At 63.3% G+C, this 19,313-nt stretch carries 14 protein-coding genes (1 of these 14 only partly in view); 10 read left to right on the top strand and 4 right to left on the bottom strand.

Annotated elements, in window-relative coordinates; genetic code table 11:
- Nucleotides 1-80 precede the first annotated feature (80 nt).
- On the bottom strand, nt 81-830 hold the full coding sequence (gene ubiG / locus NKG99_RS12480; RefSeq protein WP_352867791.1) for a bifunctional 2-polyprenyl-6-hydroxyphenol methylase/3-demethylubiquinol 3-O-methyltransferase UbiG: 750 nt from the start codon (nt 828-830) through the stop codon (nt 81-83).
- Between the two features lie 256 nt (nt 831-1,086).
- Between ubiG and NKG99_RS12475 the strand changes: the two genes are divergently transcribed.
- Nucleotides 1,087-1,323 (top strand): putative glycolipid-binding domain-containing protein, encoded by a 237-nt coding sequence (locus tag NKG99_RS12475; protein ID WP_352867788.1) that lies wholly within the window; start codon nt 1,087-1,089, stop codon nt 1,321-1,323.
- 27 nt (nt 1,324-1,350) lie between these two features.
- Here the strand turns inward: NKG99_RS12475 and NKG99_RS12470 are convergent, their stop codons facing one another.
- Complete coding sequence (locus NKG99_RS12470; RefSeq protein WP_352867786.1) at nt 1,351-3,192, bottom strand: CHASE3 domain-containing protein; 1,842 nt, start codon at nt 3,190-3,192, stop codon at nt 1,351-1,353.
- 259 nt (nt 3,193-3,451) lie between these two features.
- Here NKG99_RS12470 and NKG99_RS12465 point away from each other — a divergent pair, with 259 nt between their 5' ends.
- The 8 genes from NKG99_RS12465 to NKG99_RS12430 all read left to right on the top strand — a co-directional run bounded on the left by NKG99_RS12465 (nt 3,452) and on the right by NKG99_RS12430 (nt 15,171).
- Nucleotides 3,452-4,705: an aspartate kinase gene (locus NKG99_RS12465; protein ID WP_352867783.1), complete on the top strand. Its 1,254-nt coding sequence runs from the start codon at nt 3,452-3,454 to the stop codon at nt 4,703-4,705.
- 83 nt (nt 4,706-4,788) lie between these two features.
- Nucleotides 4,789-7,059: a phosphoenolpyruvate--protein phosphotransferase gene (gene ptsP / locus NKG99_RS12460; RefSeq protein ID WP_352867781.1), complete on the top strand. Its 2,271-nt coding sequence runs from the start codon at nt 4,789-4,791 to the stop codon at nt 7,057-7,059.
- Nucleotides 7,060-7,069: 10 nt separating this feature from the next.
- Complete coding sequence (gene prfA / locus NKG99_RS12455) at nt 7,070-8,149, top strand: peptide chain release factor 1 (protein ID WP_352867779.1); 1,080 nt, start codon at nt 7,070-7,072, stop codon at nt 8,147-8,149.
- Nucleotides 8,142-9,020 carry a peptide chain release factor N(5)-glutamine methyltransferase gene (prmC, locus tag NKG99_RS12450; protein WP_352867776.1) on the top strand — a complete coding sequence of 293 codons (879 nt, stop codon included), beginning with the start codon at nt 8,142-8,144 and terminating at the stop codon, nt 9,018-9,020. The genes prfA and prmC overlap by 8 nt, the downstream gene beginning before the upstream one ends.
- Nucleotides 9,021-9,327: 307 nt before the next feature.
- Nucleotides 9,328-10,245 (top strand): DUF4167 domain-containing protein, encoded by a 918-nt coding sequence (locus NKG99_RS12445; protein ID WP_352867773.1) that lies wholly within the window; start codon nt 9,328-9,330, stop codon nt 10,243-10,245.
- A gap of 222 nt (nt 10,246-10,467) precedes the next feature.
- Nucleotides 10,468-13,074: an ATP-dependent chaperone ClpB gene (gene clpB, locus NKG99_RS12440; RefSeq protein ID WP_352867770.1), complete on the top strand. Its 2,607-nt coding sequence runs from the start codon at nt 10,468-10,470 to the stop codon at nt 13,072-13,074.
- 60 nt (nt 13,075-13,134) lie between these two features.
- Nucleotides 13,135-13,500: an MmcQ/YjbR family DNA-binding protein gene (locus NKG99_RS12435; protein WP_352867768.1), complete on the top strand. Its 366-nt coding sequence runs from the start codon at nt 13,135-13,137 to the stop codon at nt 13,498-13,500.
- 150 nt (nt 13,501-13,650) lie between these two features.
- A complete protein-coding gene (locus NKG99_RS12430; RefSeq protein ID WP_352867958.1) occupies nt 13,651-15,171 on the top strand; it encodes a L,D-transpeptidase family protein in 1,521 nt (506 codons plus the stop codon).
- On the opposite strand, the gene NKG99_RS12425 is transcribed toward NKG99_RS12430, so the two are convergent.
- The gene (locus NKG99_RS12425; RefSeq protein ID WP_352867765.1) at nt 15,145-15,777 is read right to left on the bottom strand and encodes a TMEM175 family protein; all 633 of its coding nucleotides are present in this window, start codon (nt 15,775-15,777) and stop codon (nt 15,145-15,147) included. The two genes, NKG99_RS12430 and NKG99_RS12425, sit on opposite strands and share 27 nt — an antisense overlap.
- Before the next feature lie 152 nt (nt 15,778-15,929).
- Here NKG99_RS12425 and NKG99_RS12420 point away from each other — a divergent pair, with 152 nt between their 5' ends.
- The gene (locus NKG99_RS12420) at nt 15,930-17,489 is read left to right on the top strand and encodes an MFS transporter (protein WP_352867764.1); all 1,560 of its coding nucleotides are present in this window, start codon (nt 15,930-15,932) and stop codon (nt 17,487-17,489) included.
- Nucleotides 17,490-17,519: 30 nt separating this feature from the next.
- Here the strand turns inward: NKG99_RS12420 and NKG99_RS12415 are convergent, their stop codons facing one another.
- Nucleotides 17,520-19,313, bottom strand: the 3' portion of a protein-coding gene (locus NKG99_RS12415; protein ID WP_352867761.1) for a M23 family metallopeptidase. The gene runs 174 nt beyond the window's last position; the window shows 1,794 of its 1,968 coding nt (coding positions 175-1,968); its start codon lies beyond the right edge, outside the window; its stop codon occupies nt 17,520-17,522.

The raw sequence follows: 19,313 nt of genomic DNA, 5'->3' as shown, positions 1-19,313 counted from the left end.
TCTTCGCCACCGGTGTCGGCCGAGCCGCCCAAGGTGATCTACTGGCGCGGCGGCTATCGGCCGCTCGATTCTGAATAGGGTCAGACCGAACTTTTTTCCGCCAGCACCATGTAGTTGACGTCCATGTCCTTCGAGCGCGCCCAACGGTCGGCGAGCGGATTGTAGGTGACTCCGGTGCGGTCGATGACGGTGAGGCCAGCCCTGCCAAGTGCCTTCTCAAGCTCTTCCGGGCGCACCAGCTTGCCGAACTGGTGGGTGCCGCGCGGCAGCCAGCGCAGCACGTATTCGGCGCCGATGATGGCCAGACCGAGCGCCTTCAGAGTGCGGTTGATGGTGGCCACGAACATGATGCCGCCCGGCCGGACCATCTCGCCGCATTTGGCGACGAACAGGTCGATGTCGGCGACATGCTCGACCACTTCCATGTTGAGGATGACGTCGAATTTCTCACCGGCGTCGGCAAGGTCCTCGGCCGTCGTGGCGCGGTAGTCGACGCTGACATTGCCCTCGGCCGCGTGCAGCTTCGCCACTTCGATGTTTGTTTCGGAGGCATCCGCGCCCACCACCTCGGCGCCAAGACGCGCCATCGGCTCGCACAACAGGCCGCCGCCGCAGCCGATGTCGAGGATGCGCAGGCCCTCGAATGGTCTTGCAGCGCGCGGATCGCGGCCAAAGCGCGTCGCTATCTGGTCGCGGATATAGGACAGCCGGACCGGATTGAATTTGTGCAGCGGACGGAACTTGCCGTTCGGGTTCCACCATTCGGCGGCAAGAGCGGAAAAGCGTTCCACTTCTCCGGCATCGATCGTCGATCGTCGGGGCTCTGGCATCGGTTGGTCTCCTCGACACTACAGCGCCGCGCGTCCTTTTGGATGCGCAAAGGACGCTGTAGCACTTTAGATTCTGCGCATGATCCTTTTCGAAATCGACTCCGATTTCGGGTCATGCGCTAGGAAGTCGGGCGTGACACCGCGAATGTCAAGGCAGCATTTTTCGATGCGGCCAAAGCAACAGGTTCAGTCAGGACATGTCACCTGTCGGGAACCTCATCGAAACACAATTGGCCCGCCGGGCGCATCGAAGCTGTTGGCGATCCGCCGGTTCGACCTCGGCATCGGCGAGGCGACGCCCGCCCCGGCCGCCTACCTGACCTTCCCCGAGATCAAGCTGGTGCGCCTCGAACAGAGTTACCGCCGTCTCGATGAGGCTCGCTACGCCTATGCCGCGCCCATGTTCGGCTATGACAAGGTCCTCGAGGTTTCGCCGCGCGGGTTCGTAGTCGATTATCCCGGCCTGTGGACAAGCTCGGCTGCGTCAGGCTGAAGCGACCAGGATCATTTCCGATACGGCCTAATTCGTGTCCAGCACGTCGCGCAGTTTCGCCGCCAACTGTTCGATGGTGAAGGGCTTGGCCAGGAAGTGCACGTCATGGTCGAGCACACCATTGTGGACCACGGCGTTCCTGGTGAAGCCGGTGGTGAAGATGACCTTGAGCCGCGGCATGCGCGCGACCGCTTCTTCCGCCAGCTTGCGGCCGTTCATGACCGGCATGACGATATCGGTGAACAGAAGTGCGATGCCGGGGTTTTCCGCCAGCTTCTGCAACGCCTCCTGGCCACTTGCGGCATGGATGACGGTGTAGCCGAGTTCGCGCAAGGCATCCGTGGTGGAGGCCCGCACGCGGGCATCGTCCTCGACGACAAGGATCGTTTCGGTGATCGGAGCCGCGGGATTCTCGCCGCGCCCGCTCGGCACGACAGGCTCCTCCGGGTCGAAGAATCGCGGCAAGTAGATCTTGACCGTCGTGCCTTCGCCGGGTTCGGAATAGATCTTGACGTGGCCACCCGACTGTTTGACGAAGCCGAACACCTGGCTCAGTCCCAGGCCGGTTCCCTTGTTGACCGGTTTGGTGGTGAAAAAGGGCTCGAAGGCCTTGGCTATGATTTCGGGGGCCATGCCCGAACCGGTGTCGCTGACGGCGATCATCACATACTGGCCCGCCTCGACATCGGCATGGGTGGCGGCGTAGCTGTCGTCGAGATGGCTGTTGGCGGTCTCGATGGTCAGCCTGCCGCCATCGCCCATGGCGTCACGCGCGTTGACGGCGAGGTTGAGAATGGCGTTCTCGATCTGACTCGGGTCGGCATGGATCTTCCATAAGCCGCCCGCCAGCACGGTTTCGATGCGGATGGTTTCGCCGAGCGCCCGCCGGATCAGGTCCGACATTCCGGTCAGCAGACGGTTGGCGTCGACGATCTGCGGCGCCAGCGGCTGCTGGCGCGAGAAGGCGAGAAGCCGGGCCGTCAGATTGGCGGCACGGTTTGCCGCGTCGACCGCCGCTTCGATGAATTTTTCGATGTCGTGTTCGCCGCGCCCGAGCTTGCGCTGGGCGAGGTTCATGGCACTGATGATCACAGCCAGCATGTTGTTGAAATCGTGGGCGATACCGCCGGTCAGCTGGCCGACCGCTTCCATCTTCTGCATCTGGCGTATCTGGGATTCGGCCTTTTCGCGCGTCTGGATCTCATGGCCGAGCGCGATGTTATTGCGCATCAGTTCTTCCTGGGCGAGGACCACCTCGCGGAAGCGGCGGCGCGATTGCCTGATCGTGTAGGCGCCAAGCAGGAAGATCGCCAGCAGCGCCGCCAATGAAACGATGCGCAGCCAGGCTTCGACCTGGTCGGTACGGCTGTCGCGCGCGGCGACGGCGGCGGCGCCGATGCGTCGGATCGTATCCATGCTGGTCCGGATTTCGTTCATGACGGCCTTGCCCTGGCCGCTGCGGACCAGATCCAGCGCCTTCGTCGCATTGCCCTGGTCGTACAGCGCAATCGTCTCGGCCAGTTCAGCCTGCTTTTGCGAAAGCGCGTCCTTGATATGGTTGATCTGCTGGACGACCTGGTCGTCCGGGGCCGTCATGCTGTCGATGCGTGCAAGTTGCCCCGGAATTGCGCCGACAGCCCGCCGATAGGGTTCGAGATAGGATTTCTCGCCGGTCAGCAGATAGCCGCGCTGGCCGCCCTCCGCGTCTTGCGCCAGCGAAAGCAGGCCGGAAAGCAGTTCCTGATACTCGCTTGCCTCTCGCGCGGCGGCGCGATTGGCCCTTTGGCCCTCGACCAGCATGGCGCGGCTGCCGACGATCAGCGCCAACACCGCGAAGCCAGTGAAGAGCGGGAGCGATTGCCATCGCATGGCGCGTCGAAGACGAGCAATCATTTGCCAGACCGAGCCAACAGGAATTCCCCCAAAGGGCAGTATTTCGTAAGCGGCGCGGCGGCGGAACGCAATATGCCAACCTTCTTGAAGCCGGCAATCCGCCGCCAGCCTTGCGAAACCTTCGTCATTTGGCTAAGGAGGCGCGCATTCAGCGGCCGGCGTCAGCCGGTCTTCCGCTTTTCGGGATTCCGCTTTTGGGCTGGGGTCCGGTTTCAGTCAAAGGCATTTCGCTTCCATGGCGCGCATCGTGATGAAATTCGGCGGAACCTCCGTCGCAGACATCGCCCGCATCCGCAATGTGGCGCGTCACGTCAAACGCGAGGTCGACGCCGGCCATCAGGTGGCGGTGGTCGTCTCGGCGATGGCCGGCAAGACCAATGAACTGGTCGGCTGGACGCGCGAGGCCTCGCCGATGCACGACGCACGCGAATATGACGCGGTCGTCGCGTCCGGCGAACAGGTCACGGCCGGCCTTCTGGCAATCACCTTGCAGAACATGGGCGTGCATGCACGCTCCTGGCAGGGCTGGCAGATCCCGATCAAGACCGACAATGCGCATGGCGCGGCGCGCATCCTCGATATCGACGGCGCGTTCCTGATCAAGCGCTTCGGCGAGGGCCAGGTGGCGGTGATCGCCGGATTCCAGGGCATTGGCCCGGACAATCGCATCGCCACGCTAGGCCGCGGCGGCTCCGATACCAGCGCGGTTGCCATCGCGGCGGCGGTCAAGGCCGATCGCTGCGACATCTACACCGACGTCGACGGGGTCTACACCACCGATCCGCGCATCGAGCCCAAGGCGCGGCGTCTGGCCAAGATATCGTTCGAGGAAATGCTTGAAATGGCCTCGCTCGGTGCCAAGGTTCTGCAGGTGCGTTCGGTCGAGCTTGCCATGGTGCACAGGGTGCGTACCTTCGTGCGGTCGTCCTTCGACGATCCCGACGCGCCCGGAATGGGGGATTTGCTCAATCCGCCCGGAACGCTCATTTGCGACGAGGAAGAGATCGTGGAACAGCAGGTCGTCACCGGAATTGCCTATGCCAAGGACGAAGCGCAGATTTCGCTGCGCCGGGTCGGCGACCGGCCGGGCGTTGCCGCCGGCATCTTCGGACCGCTGGCCGAGGCCAACATCAACGTCGATATGATCGTCCAGAACATTTCCGAGGACGGAAAGTCTACCGACATGACATTCACCGTGCCGTCGGGCGATGTCGACAAGGCGCTGGCCGTGCTTGAGCGGCTGAAAGCCGAGATCGGCTACGATGTCGTGCAGTCGGAGGCGGGCATGTCGAAGGTTTCGGTTATCGGCATCGGCATGAGGAGCCATGCCGGCGTCGCCGCCACCGCTTTCAAGGCGCTGGCAGACAAGTCGATCAACATCCGTGCCATCACGACTTCGGAGATCAAGATTTCGATCCTGATCGACGGTCCGTACACCGAACTTGCGGTTCGTACTTTGCATTCCGTCTACGGTCTGGATAAGCAGTAGCGAGAACGATTTGAGTTGTTGCGTGTGCGCCGGTCGCGGTGGAAACTGCGTCGGGCAGAATGCCCATTGGAGAACAAGCCGCGATGCGTGATCAGGCCAGTGGCCCGCGCGTTTTGCTGAAACGGCTCCGCGAGCTCATGCAAGAGCCGCTGGAGCCGCAGGAGCGGCTTGACCGGATCGTGCGCGACATCGCCTCCAATATGGTCGCCGAAGTCTGCTCGCTCTATGTGCTGCGCTCCGATTCGGTGCTCGAACTCTACGCCACCGAGGGTTTGAACCCGAACGCCGTCCATCTGGCGCAGTTGCGATTGGGGCAAGGCCTGGTCGGCACGATCGCGGCCAGTGCGCGGCCGCTCAACCTTTCCAATGCGCAGGAACACCCGGCATTTGCCTACCTGCCGGAGACCGGGGAAGAGATCTACAATTCCTTCCTCGGCGTGCCGGTGCTGCGGGCAGGGCGCACGCTGGGCGTGCTGGTGGTGCAGAACAAGACCATGCGCCATTACCGCGACGACGAGGTCGAGGCGCTGGAAACGACGGCGATGGTGATCGCCGAGATGATCGCCACCGGCGATCTGGCGCGGCTGACCAGGCCAGGCCTCGAACTTGATCTGCGCCGCCCGGTCAGCTTCACTGGCCTGTCCTTCAATGAAGGCGTCGGGCTTGGCCATGTCGTGCTGCACGAGCCGCGCATCGTCGTCACCAATTTGTTCAACGAGGACAGCGAGGAAGAGGTCCGCCGGCTCGAAACCTCGCTCGGCTCGCTAAGGCTCTCCATCGACGACATGCTGGAACGCCGCGACGTCGCCTTCGAGGGAGAGCATCGCCAGGTTCTGGAAGCCTATCGCATGTTCGCCAACGATCGCGGCTGGGTGCGCCGGCTGGAGGAGGCGATCCGCAACGGCCTGACCGCCGAGGCTGCCGTGGAAAAGGTGCAGAGCGACATGCGCGCCCGCATGCTGCACATGACCGATCCGTATCTGCGCGAACGGATGAGTGATTTCGACGACCTCGCCAACCGGCTGCTGCGCCAGTTGATGGGGCGTGGGCCGGAGGATGTCGCCGCATCGCTGCCGAAGGACGCCATTATCGTCGCCCGCTCCATGGGAGCCGCCGAACTGCTCGACTATCCCAGGGACAAGATGCGCGGGCTGGTGCTCGAGGACGGTGCCGCGACCAGCCACGTCGTCATCGTTGCGCGCGCCATGGGCATCCCTGTCGCCGGCCAGATGAAGGGCGCCGTTTCCATGGCGGAAAACGGCGATGCCATCATCGTCGATGGCGAAGAGGGCGTGATCCATTTGCGGCCGCAGGCCGATCTCGAAGCCGCCTATGCCGAAAAGGTGCGGTTCCGGGCGCGCCGGCAAGAGGTCTATCGCGAGCTGCGCAAGAAGCCGTCGACGACCAGGGACGGTGTCCAGGTCGATCTTTTGATGAATGCCGGCCTTGCCGTCGACCTGCCGCAGCTCGTCGAATCGGGTGCGGCCGGCATCGGCCTGTTTCGCACCGAGCTGCAGTTCATGGTCGCCTCGACATTTCCCCGGGCCGAGGCCCAGGAAAAACTCTACCGAGACGTGCTGGAGGCGGCGCGCGGCAAGCCCGTCACCTTCCGCACCATCGATATCGGCGGCGACAAGGTGCTGCCCTACTTCAAGGGCTCCATCCAGGAAGAGAATCCGGCGCTTGGCTGGCGGGCGATCCGCCTGACGCTTGACCGGCCGGGGCTGCTGCGCACCCAGATCCGCGCCTTGCTCAAAGCCAGCGGCGGGCGTGAGCTCAAGCTGATGCTGCCGATGGTGACCGAGCTTGGCGAGATCGCCCAGGCACGCGAGATCATCGACCGCGAAGTGCGGCATTTGTCACGCTTTGCCCATCATTTGCCGACCAGCCTGAAGCTCGGGGCGATGCTGGAAGTGCCGTCGCTCTTGTTCCAGCTCGACGAATTGATGAAAGCGGTCGATTTCGTCTCGGTCGGTTCGAACGACCTGTTCCAGTTCGTCATGGCTGTCGACCGCGGCAACACGCAACTGGCCAACCGCTTCGACACGCTGTCGGCGCCGTTCCTGCGCGTCCTGAAGCAGATCGCCGATGCCGGTGTCCGCAACCACACGCCGGTAACCCTGTGCGGCGAACTCGCCGGAAAACCTATCTCGGCGATGGCGCTGATCGGCCTCGGCTTCCGCTCGATCTCGATGTCGCCGGCCTCGATCGGCCCGGTCAAGGCGATGCTGACGGAACTGCCGCTGGATGAGTTGGAGGCATTCTTCGACGACAATCTGATGGCGCCGGCGCAGGGTTTGCCGATGCGGGCGCTGCTGCAGGCCTTTGCCGACGACCGTTCGATTCCATTGTAGCAGCCTCATCATGGTCAACCTGCCCCGCGATCGTATGGATCAAGTCGTCAAGCGTTTCGAGATGCTCGAAGCGCAGATGTCGGCTGGCCCGGCGCCGGATGCCTATGTGCGGATGGCGTCCGAATATGCTGAAATCCAGGACATGGTGGCCAAAGTCAGGGCACTGCGCTTGGCCGAGCATGAGCAGGCCGACCTCGAAGCCATGCTTGCCGACAAGGGCACCGATGCCGAGATGCGGGCGCTCGCCGAGGCCGACCTGCCGGAGGTCGAGGAACGCATCGAGGCGCTGCAGAAGGACATCCAGATCCTGCTGTTGCCCAAGGATGCCGCCGACGACAAGAACGCCATTCTCGAAATCCGCGCCGGCACAGGCGGCGATGAGGCGGCGCTTTTCGCCGGCGACCTGTTTCGCATGTATGAGCGCTACGCGGCCGAACGCGGCTGGCGTTTCGAGACGGCCTCGGCCAGCGACGGCGACGCCGGCGGCTACAAGGAAATCATCGCCACGGTGTCGGGCAAGGGCGTCTTTGCGCATCTGAAATTCGAATCCGGCGTGCACCGCGTGCAGCGCGTGCCGGCGACCGAGGCGAGCGGGCGCATCCACACGTCGGCCGCCACCGTCGCCGTGCTGCCGGAAGCCGAGGAGGTCGACATAGATATCAGGCCCGAAGACATCCGCATCGACACGATGCGCGCCTCGGGTTCGGGCGGCCAGCACGTCAACACCACCGATTCGGCTGTGCGCATCACTCATTTGCCGACTGGCATCATGGTGGTGCAGGCGGAGAAGTCGCAGCATCAGAACCGGGCGAAGGCCATGCAGATCCTGCGCGCCCGCCTCTATGACCTCGAGCGTGGCAAGGCCGACGAGGAGCGCTCCGAATCACGCAAGTCGCAGGTTGGCTCCGGCGACCGCTCCGAGCGCATCCGCACCTACAATTTCCCTCAAGGCCGCGTCACCGACCACCGCATCAACCTGACGCTCTACAAGCTCGACCGGGTGATGATGGGCGAGCTCGACGAGATCATCAACGCGCTGATCGCCGATCACCAGTCGAAGCTGCTTGCCGACATCGGTATCGATGGCTGATCAACTGCCCGAGACGCTCGGGCCGCTGCTGCGGGAAGCGCAGGCTCGGCTTGCCGCTGCCGCTACCGATGATCCGGCGCTCGATGCGCGGCTGATCGTCGAGCATTTTTCCGGCACCACGCGTACGCAAGCCATCGCGGACCCCGAACGCAAGGTCGACGCTGGCGTCGTTGCCCAAATCGATGCCGCCTTAAGGCGCCGGGCCGGCGGCGAGCCGGTGCATCGCATCCTAGGCTATCGCGAATTCTATGGTTTGCGCCTGTCGCTGTCGCCGGAAACGCTGGAGCCGCGGCCGGATACCGAAACGCTGGTCGACGCGATGCTGCCTTTCGTCAAGGCAATTGCGGTCCGGGATGGCGCATGCCGCATCCTCGATCTAGGCACCGGTACCGGCGCCATCGCGCTGGCGCTGCTCAGCGCCGTGCCGGCCGCGATCGCCACCGGTGTCGATCTGTCCGCGGGCGCGCTGGCGACGGCGACCCGCAATGCCGGGCAACTGGGCCTTGCAGGGCGGTTCACAGCGCTCCAGTCGGACTGGTTCGAAAAAGTTTCGGGCCGGTACCATGTAATTGCCGCAAACCCTCCCTATATACCCTCCGAAGACATTGGAAATCTGCAGGACGAAGTCCGCAATTTCGACCCGCGCCTTGCCTTGGATGGCGGCGCGGACGGTCTGAACCCCTATAGGATCATCGCCGCGGAGGCGGCGAGATTTTTGGAAACTGAAGGCAGGATTGCGGTCGAGATCGGCCACACGCAGCGCGACCAAGTCTCGGAGATATTCACTGCTGCCGGCTACGTGCCGGGCGGTGCTTTTCGGGATTTTGGCGGAAACGACAGGGTTCTTGTCTTTGAAAGGATAAAGCCTTGACGCAGTGCAAAAAGCGCTTGGCAATGCCGGGGAATGCGGCTAGGGTCGCCTTAACCGGATGAGACGAAGCAGGCAGTGCTCTTAGCGATTCGGTTTTCCTTGGAAATAGCTGCCTTCTTGCGCAACCGATGCCCAAGCTTCGTGCGGGAATCGTCCGGCAAGTGATGTAACCGGAACAGGATGGCACGTGGCGCCAACGCAATTGATGCGGGCGAACGCCGGTGAAGAGACGAAGCGGCTGGCTGCATGAGCGCCTCCGTTCGTGAAGAGTTTTCGAAAATTTCAAGATGACAATGAAGAGAGTTTGATGAGGCCACAACAGCAGAACAGGCGCATGCGCGGTCGCAACAACAGTGGCGGCGGCGGTAGCAACAATAACAACAATAACAACAACAACCGCAAGGGGCCGAACCCCCTGACGCGCAACTACGAGAGCAATGGCCCGGACGTCAAGATCCGCGGTTCGGCTCAGCAGATCGCCGAAAAATACGCCACCCTTGCCCGCGACGCGCAAAGCTCCGGCGATCGGGTCATGGCGGAGAATTATCTCCAGCACGCCGAACACTACAATCGCATCATCGCGGCCGCGCAGGCGCAGATGCCGATCCAGAACACGCAGCAGAATCGCGATGATTTCGATGATGACGGCGACGAGGATCGCGACGATTTCGACAATACCGGCAACAACAACACTGTTTCCGACGCCCAGGTGCCGGTGATCAACCATGGCGCCGGCCCGCAGCCGGTCATCGAAGGCATGCCGGCCGAGGTTGCGCTCAACCGGGAAGGTGGCCGCGACAATAGCGGGCGCAACAATGGTGGCCGCGACAACAATGGTGGACGCCATCGCGATCGTCGCCCCAATGGCGGTTACGGCCAGAGCGGCCAGCGCGACTATTCATCGTCCGCCGAGCAAGGTGGTCAGCCCCAGAGCAACGAGCCCGCAATTCAGGGCGAAGCCGCTTCGCCGACCGAGTCCGTTGCGGCGGCCGAACCTGCTCCGTTGTTCGAGAACCTTTCGCCAGCGGGCCTTGCCGCCCGGGCCGAGCTCAATGAGGCGGCCGCCGAAAGCGGTGCTGCCCGTCGCCCGAGGCGTCCGCGCCGTCCGCGCGTCAACGCCAATCAGGTCGAGGGCGGTGGCGACAATGCCGAAGCTGGCGAGGTGGCTGCGGCCCCGGCCGACGGCGGCAACGCTGAACCGGCCATTGTCGACATCGACAACTGATCGAACGACATTTCAAACACTTTGAGCGGCGGGGAGAAATCCCCGCCGTTTTTGTTTTGTGCCGCGATGGAATATTATGCGTTGACCGACATCAAGGCGCCTTGAGACAGCATGGCCTATGCACCATATCTCGGCTGAACAGGATCCGGCTCGAATGGGCGGATTCGTCACCGCAATCTGATCCGGTGCCGCAAAGCGGGCCGGTGATGGAAGGAGACAGATATGAATCTTGAGAAATACTCCGAGCGCGTGCGAGGCTTCATCCAGTCCGCGCAGACCATGGCGCTCTCCCGTAACCACCAGCAGTTCACGCCTGAACACATCCTGAAAGTGCTCGTCGACGATGACGAGGGCCTAGCCGCATCGCTGATCGAGCGCGCCGGCGGCAACGTCCGCGACGTCAAGCTTGGCGTCGAGACGGCGCTTGAGGCGATGCCCAAGGTCGAGGGCGGCAATGGCCAGCTCTATCTGGCGCAGCCGCTGGCAAAAGTGTTCTCGACCGCCGAGGAACTGGCCAAGAAGGCCGGCGACAGTTTTGTCACCGTCGAGCGGCTGCTGCAGGCGCTCGCCATGGAGAAATCGGCCAAGACCGCCAACATCCTGGCCAAGGCCGGTGTCACCGCGCAGGCGCTCAACCAGGTCATCAACGACGTCCGCAAGGGCCGCACCGCCGATTCAGCGAGTGCCGAACAGGGCTACGACGCGCTGAAGAAATATGCGCGCGATCTGACCGCGGATGGGCGTGCCGGCAAGCTCGATCCGGTGATTGGCCGTGACGACGAGATCCGACGCACCATTCAGGTGCTGTCGCGCCGCACCAAGAACAATCCGGTGCTGATCGGTGAACCGGGCGTCGGCAAGACGGCGATCGCCGAGGGTCTGGCGCTGCGCATCGTCAATGGCGACGTGCCGGAATCGCTGAAGGACAAACAATTGATGGCGCTCGACATGGGCGCGCTGATTGCCGGCGCCAAATACCGCGGCGAGTTCGAGGAGCGGCTGAAGGCCGTGCTCTCCGAAGTCACCTCGGCCAGCGGCAACATCATCCTGTTCATCGACGAGATGCACACGCTGGTCGGCGCCGGCAAGGCGGACGGCGCCATGGATGCGTCGAACCTGTTGAAGCCCGCGCTTGCGCGCGGTGAATTACACTGTGTCGGCGCCACCACGCTCGACGAGTACCGCAAGCATGTCGAGAAAGATGCAGCCCTTGCCCGCCGCTTCCAGCCGGTGTTCGTCGATGAGCCGACGGTGGAAGACACCGTATCGATCCTGCGCGGCCTGAAGGAAAAATACGAGCAGCACCACAAGGTGCGTATCTCGGATTCGGCGCTGGTGGCGGCGGCGACGCTGTCCAACCGCTATATCGCCGACCGGTTCCTGCCGGACAAGGCGATCGACCTCGTCGACGAAGCCGCTTCGCGACTGCGTATGCAGGTCGATTCCAAGCCCGAAGCACTGGATGAGATCGATCGCCGCATCATGCAGCTCAAGATCGAGCGCGAAGCGCTGAAGGTCGAGACGGACGATGCCTCGAAGGACCGGCTCGCCCGCCTGGAAAAGGAACTCGTCGGCCTCGAGGAGGAATCGGCCGAGATCACCGCCAAGTGGCAGGCCGAGAAGCAGAAGCTCGGGCTCGCCGCCGACCTCAAGAAGCAGCTCGACGAGGCGCGCAACGACCTTGCCATCGCCCAGCGCAAGGGTGAGTTCCAGCGCGCCGGCGAGCTTGCCTATGGCAAGATCCCGGAACTGGAAAAGAAGCTGAAGGAGGCCGAGGCCCAGGACGGCAAGGTCGGCATGGTCGAAGAGGTGGTCACTCCCGACCACGTGGCCCATATCGTCTCGCGCTGGACCGGCATTCCGGTCGACAAGATGCTGCAGGGCGAGCGCGACAAGCTGCTGCGCATGGAAGACGAGATCGGCAGGCGCGTCGTCGGCCAGGGCGAAGCGGTGCAGTCCGTCTCGAAAGCCGTGCGTCGGGCGCGTGCGGGCCTGCAGGATCCGAACCGGCCGATCGGCTCGTTCATGTTCCTCGGGCCGACAGGCGTCGGCAAGACCGAACTGACCAAGGCGCTGGCGAGCTTCCTGTTCGACGACGAGAGCGCCATGGTGCGCATCGACATGTCGGAGTTCATGGAGAAGCACTCGGTTGCCCGGCTGATCGGCGCGCCTCCCGGCTATGTCGGCTATGAGGAAGGCGGCGCGCTGACCGAAGCGGTGCGGCGGCGGCCCTATCAGGTCGTGCTGTTCGACGAGATCGAAAAGGCGCATCCCGATGTCTTCAACGTGCTGTTGCAGGTGCTCGACGACGGCCGCCTGACCGATGGCCAGGGCCGCACGGTCGACTTCCGCAACACGCTGATCATCATGACCTCGAACCTCGGTGCTGAATATCTCGTCAATCTCGGCGAGGACCAGGATGTCGACGCCGTGCGAGACGAGGTGATGGGCGTGGTGAGGGCATCGTTCCGGCCGGAATTCCTCAACCGCGTCGACGAGGTGATCCTGTTCCACCGGCTGCGCCGGCAGGATATGGGCCGCATCGTCGAGATCCAGCTCAAGCGGCTGGAGAGCCTGCTTGTCGACCGCAAGATCACGCTTTCGCTGGATCAGGAGGCGATCGACTGGCTGGCGGCCAAGGGTTACGACCCGGCCTACGGCGCGCGGCCGCTGAAGCGAGTGATGCAGAAGGAGTTGCAGGATCCCCTGGCGGAGAAGATACTGCTTGGCGACATTCTTGACGGCTCGACAGTCAAGGCGACAGCCGGTTCCGACCGGCTGAACTTCCGATCGAAGCCGACGATCGTCGCGGCGGAAGCGGCGGCCTGATCCAACGCCGCGCGTCCATTCTGGACGCGCGGCGTTTTCATACGAAAAACGAGAGCACTGATGACGCTGGACGACTACAACAGCTTCTGCGCCTCGCTGCCCTCGACGACCCATGTCGTCCAATGGGGCGGTGCCCATGTCTGGAAGGTCGGAGCCAAGGTCTTTGCGATCGGCGGCTGGGGCCAGGGCGACCAACTTTTCGTGACCTTCAAATGCTCCGATATCGCCTATGATGTGCTCAAGGAGCAGCCGGGTCTGCGGCCCGCGCCCTATCTTGCCTCGCGCGGCATGACATGGATCCAGCGTCGGACAAGCCAGAGCATGGATGATAGTGCGCTGAAGGACTATCTGCGCGAGAGCCATCGCCTTGTCGCCCTGAAGCTGACCAAGCAGGTGCGCAAGGAATTGGGACTTGCCGCAAGCTAGATAATATTCGCCGATGCGCCGGAAACCGCCATCTTCATGCCCGGTTCATGTTGGAACCATATGGTGACTAACTGGTTTGCTGGCGAAGGGGTTCGCCTTACAGGGACACTGCCGGGCGGCGGCAATTACGGACCGGAGAGCTTCGCCACCATGCTGCGCACGATCTTCACCCTCTCGGTACTTGCCGGCGGGTTTTTGTCTTCCAATGCCCTTGCCGCGCCGACGCAGGACAGCGCACCAACGATTGTCCGTGCCGCCAATAACGGTGGCGTCCTGCTCGCGCAGGACGGCAATGTGGACATTTATTACGACGCCAGGGGCAACCGCGTCATTGTCGATGCCGATACCGGCAAGGTCATCGCCATCCAACCGCCGCAGACGCGGCTCGACCGTCGAGTGCTGCGTCGCGAGACACGGCTGCGCGAACTGGGCCGCGCCCCCGATGACAATGACCGCTACTATCTCGACGATCCGGAAGACATGGCGCGGTTCCGCCGCAAGCAACTGGAAGAGGAAGGCCGGGTCATCCCGCCGCCGGCGGACGAATACGATCCTAACGGTGACAATTCCGTGGAGGCCTATCCGCCGCCACTGCAGGACGATGGCAGCTACGACAACAATTTTCCCGATGCACCGCAGCCGGCAGAGCCGCGCACCATCACGCGTCAGCCGCTGGACGAGGCCTCGATAGACTCTGTCGAGCCCGCGGCACCTACCGAACAGGCCATGCCCGAGGATCAGGCGGGACTGCCGCCGAAGATCGGCGGCAAGACCATCGACCCGTCGCTTTCGCTGGGAGCACGCCAGGACGTCGCGGCGCTGCAGGTGCTGCTCGACCGGGGTGGCGCTTCGCCTGGCGTCATCGACGGGCGATTCGGTTCGAATGTCGACAAGGCACTCGCCGCCTACAACCAGATCACCGGCAGCAATCTGCGATCGACGGATGCTGTCGGCATCCAGTCGGCACTGGCGCAATCCGGCGGCGACGCTTTCGCCAACTACACGATCACGCCGGAGGATGCGGCCGGCCCGTATGTCGCCTCGATCCCGGAAGACTACAGCCAAAAGGCGCAGCTCGACCGGATGGGCTATACGTCGGTGACCGAAGCACTGGCGGAGCGCTTCCACATGGACGAGAATTATCTCAAGGCGCTCAACCCGGACCTCAATTTCAATCGCCCCGGCACGATCATCAAGGTCGCCAATTTCGGCAGGCTGGTGTCGACGCCGGTGGCCCGCATCGTCGCCGACAAGGACAAGAAAGAGGTTTTCGCCTATGATGCCGGCGGCAAGCTGGTGGCAGCCTATCCCGCCACCATAGGCTCGTCGGATACGCCGTCACCGTCCGGCACGCATGCGGTGTCGCGCGTCGCGCTCGATCCGAACTACACCTACAACCCCAGCATCAATTTCAAGCAGGGTCAAAACAACAAGGTCCTGACCATTCCGCCAGGCCCGAACGGTCCTGTCGGCTCGGTTTGGATCGCGCTGGACAAGCCGACCTACGGCATTCATGGCACACCGGACCCATCGAAGATCGGCAAGACTGAAAGCCATGGCTGCGTGCGCCTGACCAACTGGGATGCCCGTGAGCTGGCCAAGCTGGTTTCGCCGGGCGTGACGGTGGAGTTTGTCGGCGGACCTTCAGCCGATGACTTTGCGCAGCAGTGAACTCCGAAGCGCGGCGGCATAGACCAACTGCACGACCAGGATGAAGCCGATGCCGAGCAAGGGATTGACGAATGACAGTGCGGCGCCGATCGCCCACAGGATTTGCGCCTTGACGATGCGCAGATAGACCGTGCGTTTCGTTTCCGCGTCGATGCCCTCTGCCAGGAAGCCGTTCTTCTCCGCATAGCGCCAGCTGGCGAACAGGGTGACGCCGAGCATCAGCAGATTGAGCCAGTAGACCAGCACGGCGGTTCTGAACTCGAGGAAGTCGGCCAGAAGGTCGGTCGAGAACGGCAGCAGCGCGATGAAGGCGAGAAAGCAGAGGTTCAACGTCGCAAGCCGTCGGTCGGATCTGGCGATCAGACCATGCTGCGCCTGCTGGCCGAACCAGAAGATGGTCAGCGTCAGGAAACTCAAGGCGTAAGTCAGGAAGCGTGGCGCCAGTGCCGCGATCGCGGCAAGCAGCTCGCCTTCGGAATGGATCGCCTCGTGCGCCGGCACCCTGATTTCGAGAACGATCAGGGTAAGCGCGATGGCAAACACCCCGTCGGTGATGCCGACGATACGGCCGCGTCCTTCCGCCGATGCTTCAAGTGGCCGCTTCATCGATTTCTCCCCGTTGCAAATTCCCAGGAAACCTAACATGGCTGCCGCCGTTTGCATCAGAACAGGCGCAATCCCGGCAATGTGGCTGGTTTCAACGACAGCAAGCCACTGGCTCGTTGTTGCCGATGCACTGGAGGTCTAAGCAAGGTTTCATGCATTCACCAAGTGCCGCCGCCGCCGTCCCGCTTACCAGTCCGGGCACGAATCGAACCTTCTGCCCGCAAGCGCAGCGGCGATTTGTGCTGATAGCGGCCATCCTGGCCTCGGCGCTCGGCTTCATCGATGGCTCGATCCTCGCCATCGCCACGCCGGCGATCCGCGTCAACCTCGGCGCCAGCCTGGCGCAAGCGCAGTGGATTTCCAACGCCTATGCGCTGACGCTCTCGGCGCTGATCCTTGCCGGGGGTGCCGCCGGTGACCGATTCGGGCTGCGCCGCGCCTTCGTGGCGGGCATTGCGCTGTTCGTTACCGCTTCGCTTGCCTGTGCGCTGGCGCCGAATGCAATTGTGCTGATTGGATTTCGCGCGGTGCAGGGCATCGGTGCGGCCATCATGGTGCCGGGCAGTCTCGCCATCATCGCCAAGGCCTATCCGAAGAAAGAACGCGGCCGCGCCATCGGCATCTGGGCGGCGGCGTCGGCACTGACCACGGCACTTGGCCCGGTGTTTGGCGGCTTCGTGCTGTCGGCCTTCGGCGACGGCATCTGGCGGGCGATCTTCGCCATCAACCTGCCGCTCGGGCTGATCTCGATCTATCTCCTGCTGGCCAAGGTTCCAGCCGATGCGGCGACGGAGAAACGCAGCCTGGAGCTTGGCGGTGCCGCGCTCGCCACATTGGCCTTCGGCGCGCTCGCCTATGGACTAACCTCGACAAGTGCCAGCGGCGAGGACCACATGTCGGGGCCGAGCATTGCAGCCGGTGTCGCGCTGCTTGTCGTCTTTATCTTTTTCGAACTTCGGCAGCGCGAGCCGATGATCGACCTGTCGCTGTTTCGCGTCGGCGCTTTCGCCGGCGCCAATGTCGCGACGTTCTTCCTCTATTTCGCGCTGTCGGCCAATCTTTTCTATCTGCCGATGCTGCTGATCGCCGGCTGGGGACTGAGTACGGCCGAGGTCGGCTTCATCTTCCTGCCACTGTCGGCATCGATCGCGCTTTTGTCAGGGCCGGTCGGCCAGTTGTCGGACCGGATCGGCCCGCGTTTTCCGATCGCCTGCGGCAGCCTCATCGTGGCTTTCGCCTTTGCCGGACTTGCCTTGCTCGCCCATGCCGGCATCCACAATTTCTGGACGGGAACATTCCCGCTGATGGCGCTGATGGGGCTGGGCATGGCGCTGGTCGTGTCGCCATTGTCGACCGCGATCATGACGGCGGTGGAAGACAAGGATACGGGTGCGGCCTCCGGCATCAACAATGCCGTCTCGCGCATCGGCGGCCTGATCGCGGTGGCGGCAATGGGTTCGCTCGCCGCCTGGGTCTACGCGCATGCGCTGGATGGCAATGCAACGCCCGGCGTGCCTGGCTTTGGCGAACCGGCAACGGTAGCGCTTGCGCCCGCCGTCGACGCGGCAAGGCTTGCCGCGAGCGACGCTGCGTTTGCCGCTGTCTCCGCGGTGACAGCGCTGCTTTGCCTGCTTTCGGCTGTCATCGCCTGGACGACCATTTCCGGGCAACCGCTGCCATGGCCGCGGGATGCCGAAAATCCGCAAGGCTGAGAAATTCAGCAAGGATGGAGGCCGACGGAATCAACCGTCGATCTTGGCGCTCGCAACCTTCAGCGAGTCACTGTCTTCCTGCTTCAGCAGATCGTCGATGCGCTCGCGCTCGCGCTTGAAGGCGACGAGGTCATCGCCTTTCAGCACCTTGCCGACCGGCAGCCGGACGCGCATCGAATCGACTTTGGTGCCGTTGACGATCAGCTCGTAGTGGAGGTGCGGACCGGTGGAGAGACCGGTCTGGCCGAGATAACCAATGATCTGCCCCTGGCGCACGCGCACACCGGGTTCGATGCCTTTGGCGAAGGCGCTTTGGTGATTGTATGATGTCTCGTAGCCGTTGGCATGGCGCAGGATGATCTGCTTGCCATAGCCGCCGGACCAACCCGCCTTCTCGACGACACCATTGCCAGCGGCGATGATCGGCGATCCGATGGGAGCGGCCCAATCGGTGCCGGTGTGCATGCGGACATAGCCAAGGATCGGATGTCTGCGGGCACCAAACCCGGAGGTAAATCTGCCGTTGGGCAACGGGTTGCGCAGCAGGAACTGCTCGGAGCTCGAGCCGTTCTCGTCGAAATAGTCGGTGCTGCCGTCCTGCATCTGGAAGCGGTAGAAGTTGCGCGTCTGGCCGCCGAACGTCGCCGAGACGTAGAGAAGCTCGGAGCTGTCCGAGGTCTGGTCGTCGCCATCGGGCTGCGAAAACAGCACTTCGATGCGGTCGGCGGGGTTGAGCCGGGACTGGAAGTCGACGCCAGACGCCAGCAGCTTGATCAGCTGCTTGGTCATCGCCTTGGACATGCCGTACGAATAGGCTGTGCGGTAGATGCCGTCATAGATGTTGGGCAGGTTGCCGCGCACCACCACCGGAGCCGACGAATCATCGAAGGCCGTCAGCAATTCGGGATTCGGATCGGGTTCCTGCGCCGGCACATACTGGCCGCGATCGTCGAGCGCGATGGTGACGATGTGCTGTGTTCTGTCGTAGACGCTGGTGCGCACGACCTTGGCGGTATCGCCATGAACCTCAAGCCCGACACGCAGCACGGTTCCGGCCTTGAGCGCTGTCGCGTTCAACAGCTTGGCGATCGCTTCGGCCATGCCGGTGGCGTCTTCACCCGTGTAGCCCGAATCAGCAAAAGCCTCGGTGACATCGAGATCCTTGGTGAAGGGGATGATTTCCTCGGCGAAAGCCGGCGCCTGGTCGTCGGCGGCGGCGCGCGGCGCCACCGAGACGTTCTCCGGCACGATCTTGACGTCATAGGAGCCCGCCATGCTCTCGGCAAAGGCCTCGCCGAACCGCTGCGGGTCGACATAGTGAAGCGAAGCAACCTGCACGGCGCCGTCGCTGAGATCGGTGCCGGCCTCGCGCACCACTTTTTCCACCTCGTCGGCAGACAGGTCGCTCTTTTCGTCGAAGGAAGCCGTCTCGACCGGGAAATCGACGGTCTTCAGGCTCATCTCGCTTTCGACCTTGGCGCCGTAGATCTGGCCGGAGGCGGCCGAGGCTAACGCCGGCTGAGCACCGTCGTCGCCATCGTCGCCGAACACCTGCATCGGATCGAAGGGCGGGTAGGCGCGGCTGGTGGTGTGGCCCGCGGCGAGTGCCATCTTGATCTGCACGAAAGGCATGGTGTGGATGACGTCGCGGTCGCCGACCTTTGTCACCATCGACACTTCCATGCGCCGGCGGTCCTTGGCCTTGGCGATCTGACGCGGCGCCACCAGCCTGGTCGTCTTGGCGACCTCGCCGGAATCGCCGTTGCCGGCAAGACTGATCAACTCGGCGATCTCGGGTGGGGTGGCCAGCTGCTGGCGGCCGTC

The organism is Mesorhizobium sp. M1409 (assembly GCF_040317535.1).
Classification (GTDB): domain Bacteria; phylum Pseudomonadota; class Alphaproteobacteria; order Rhizobiales; family Rhizobiaceae; genus Mesorhizobium.
Note: the sequence above shows the minus strand (reverse complement) of the source record. Positions and strands in the feature narration are given on the sequence as shown.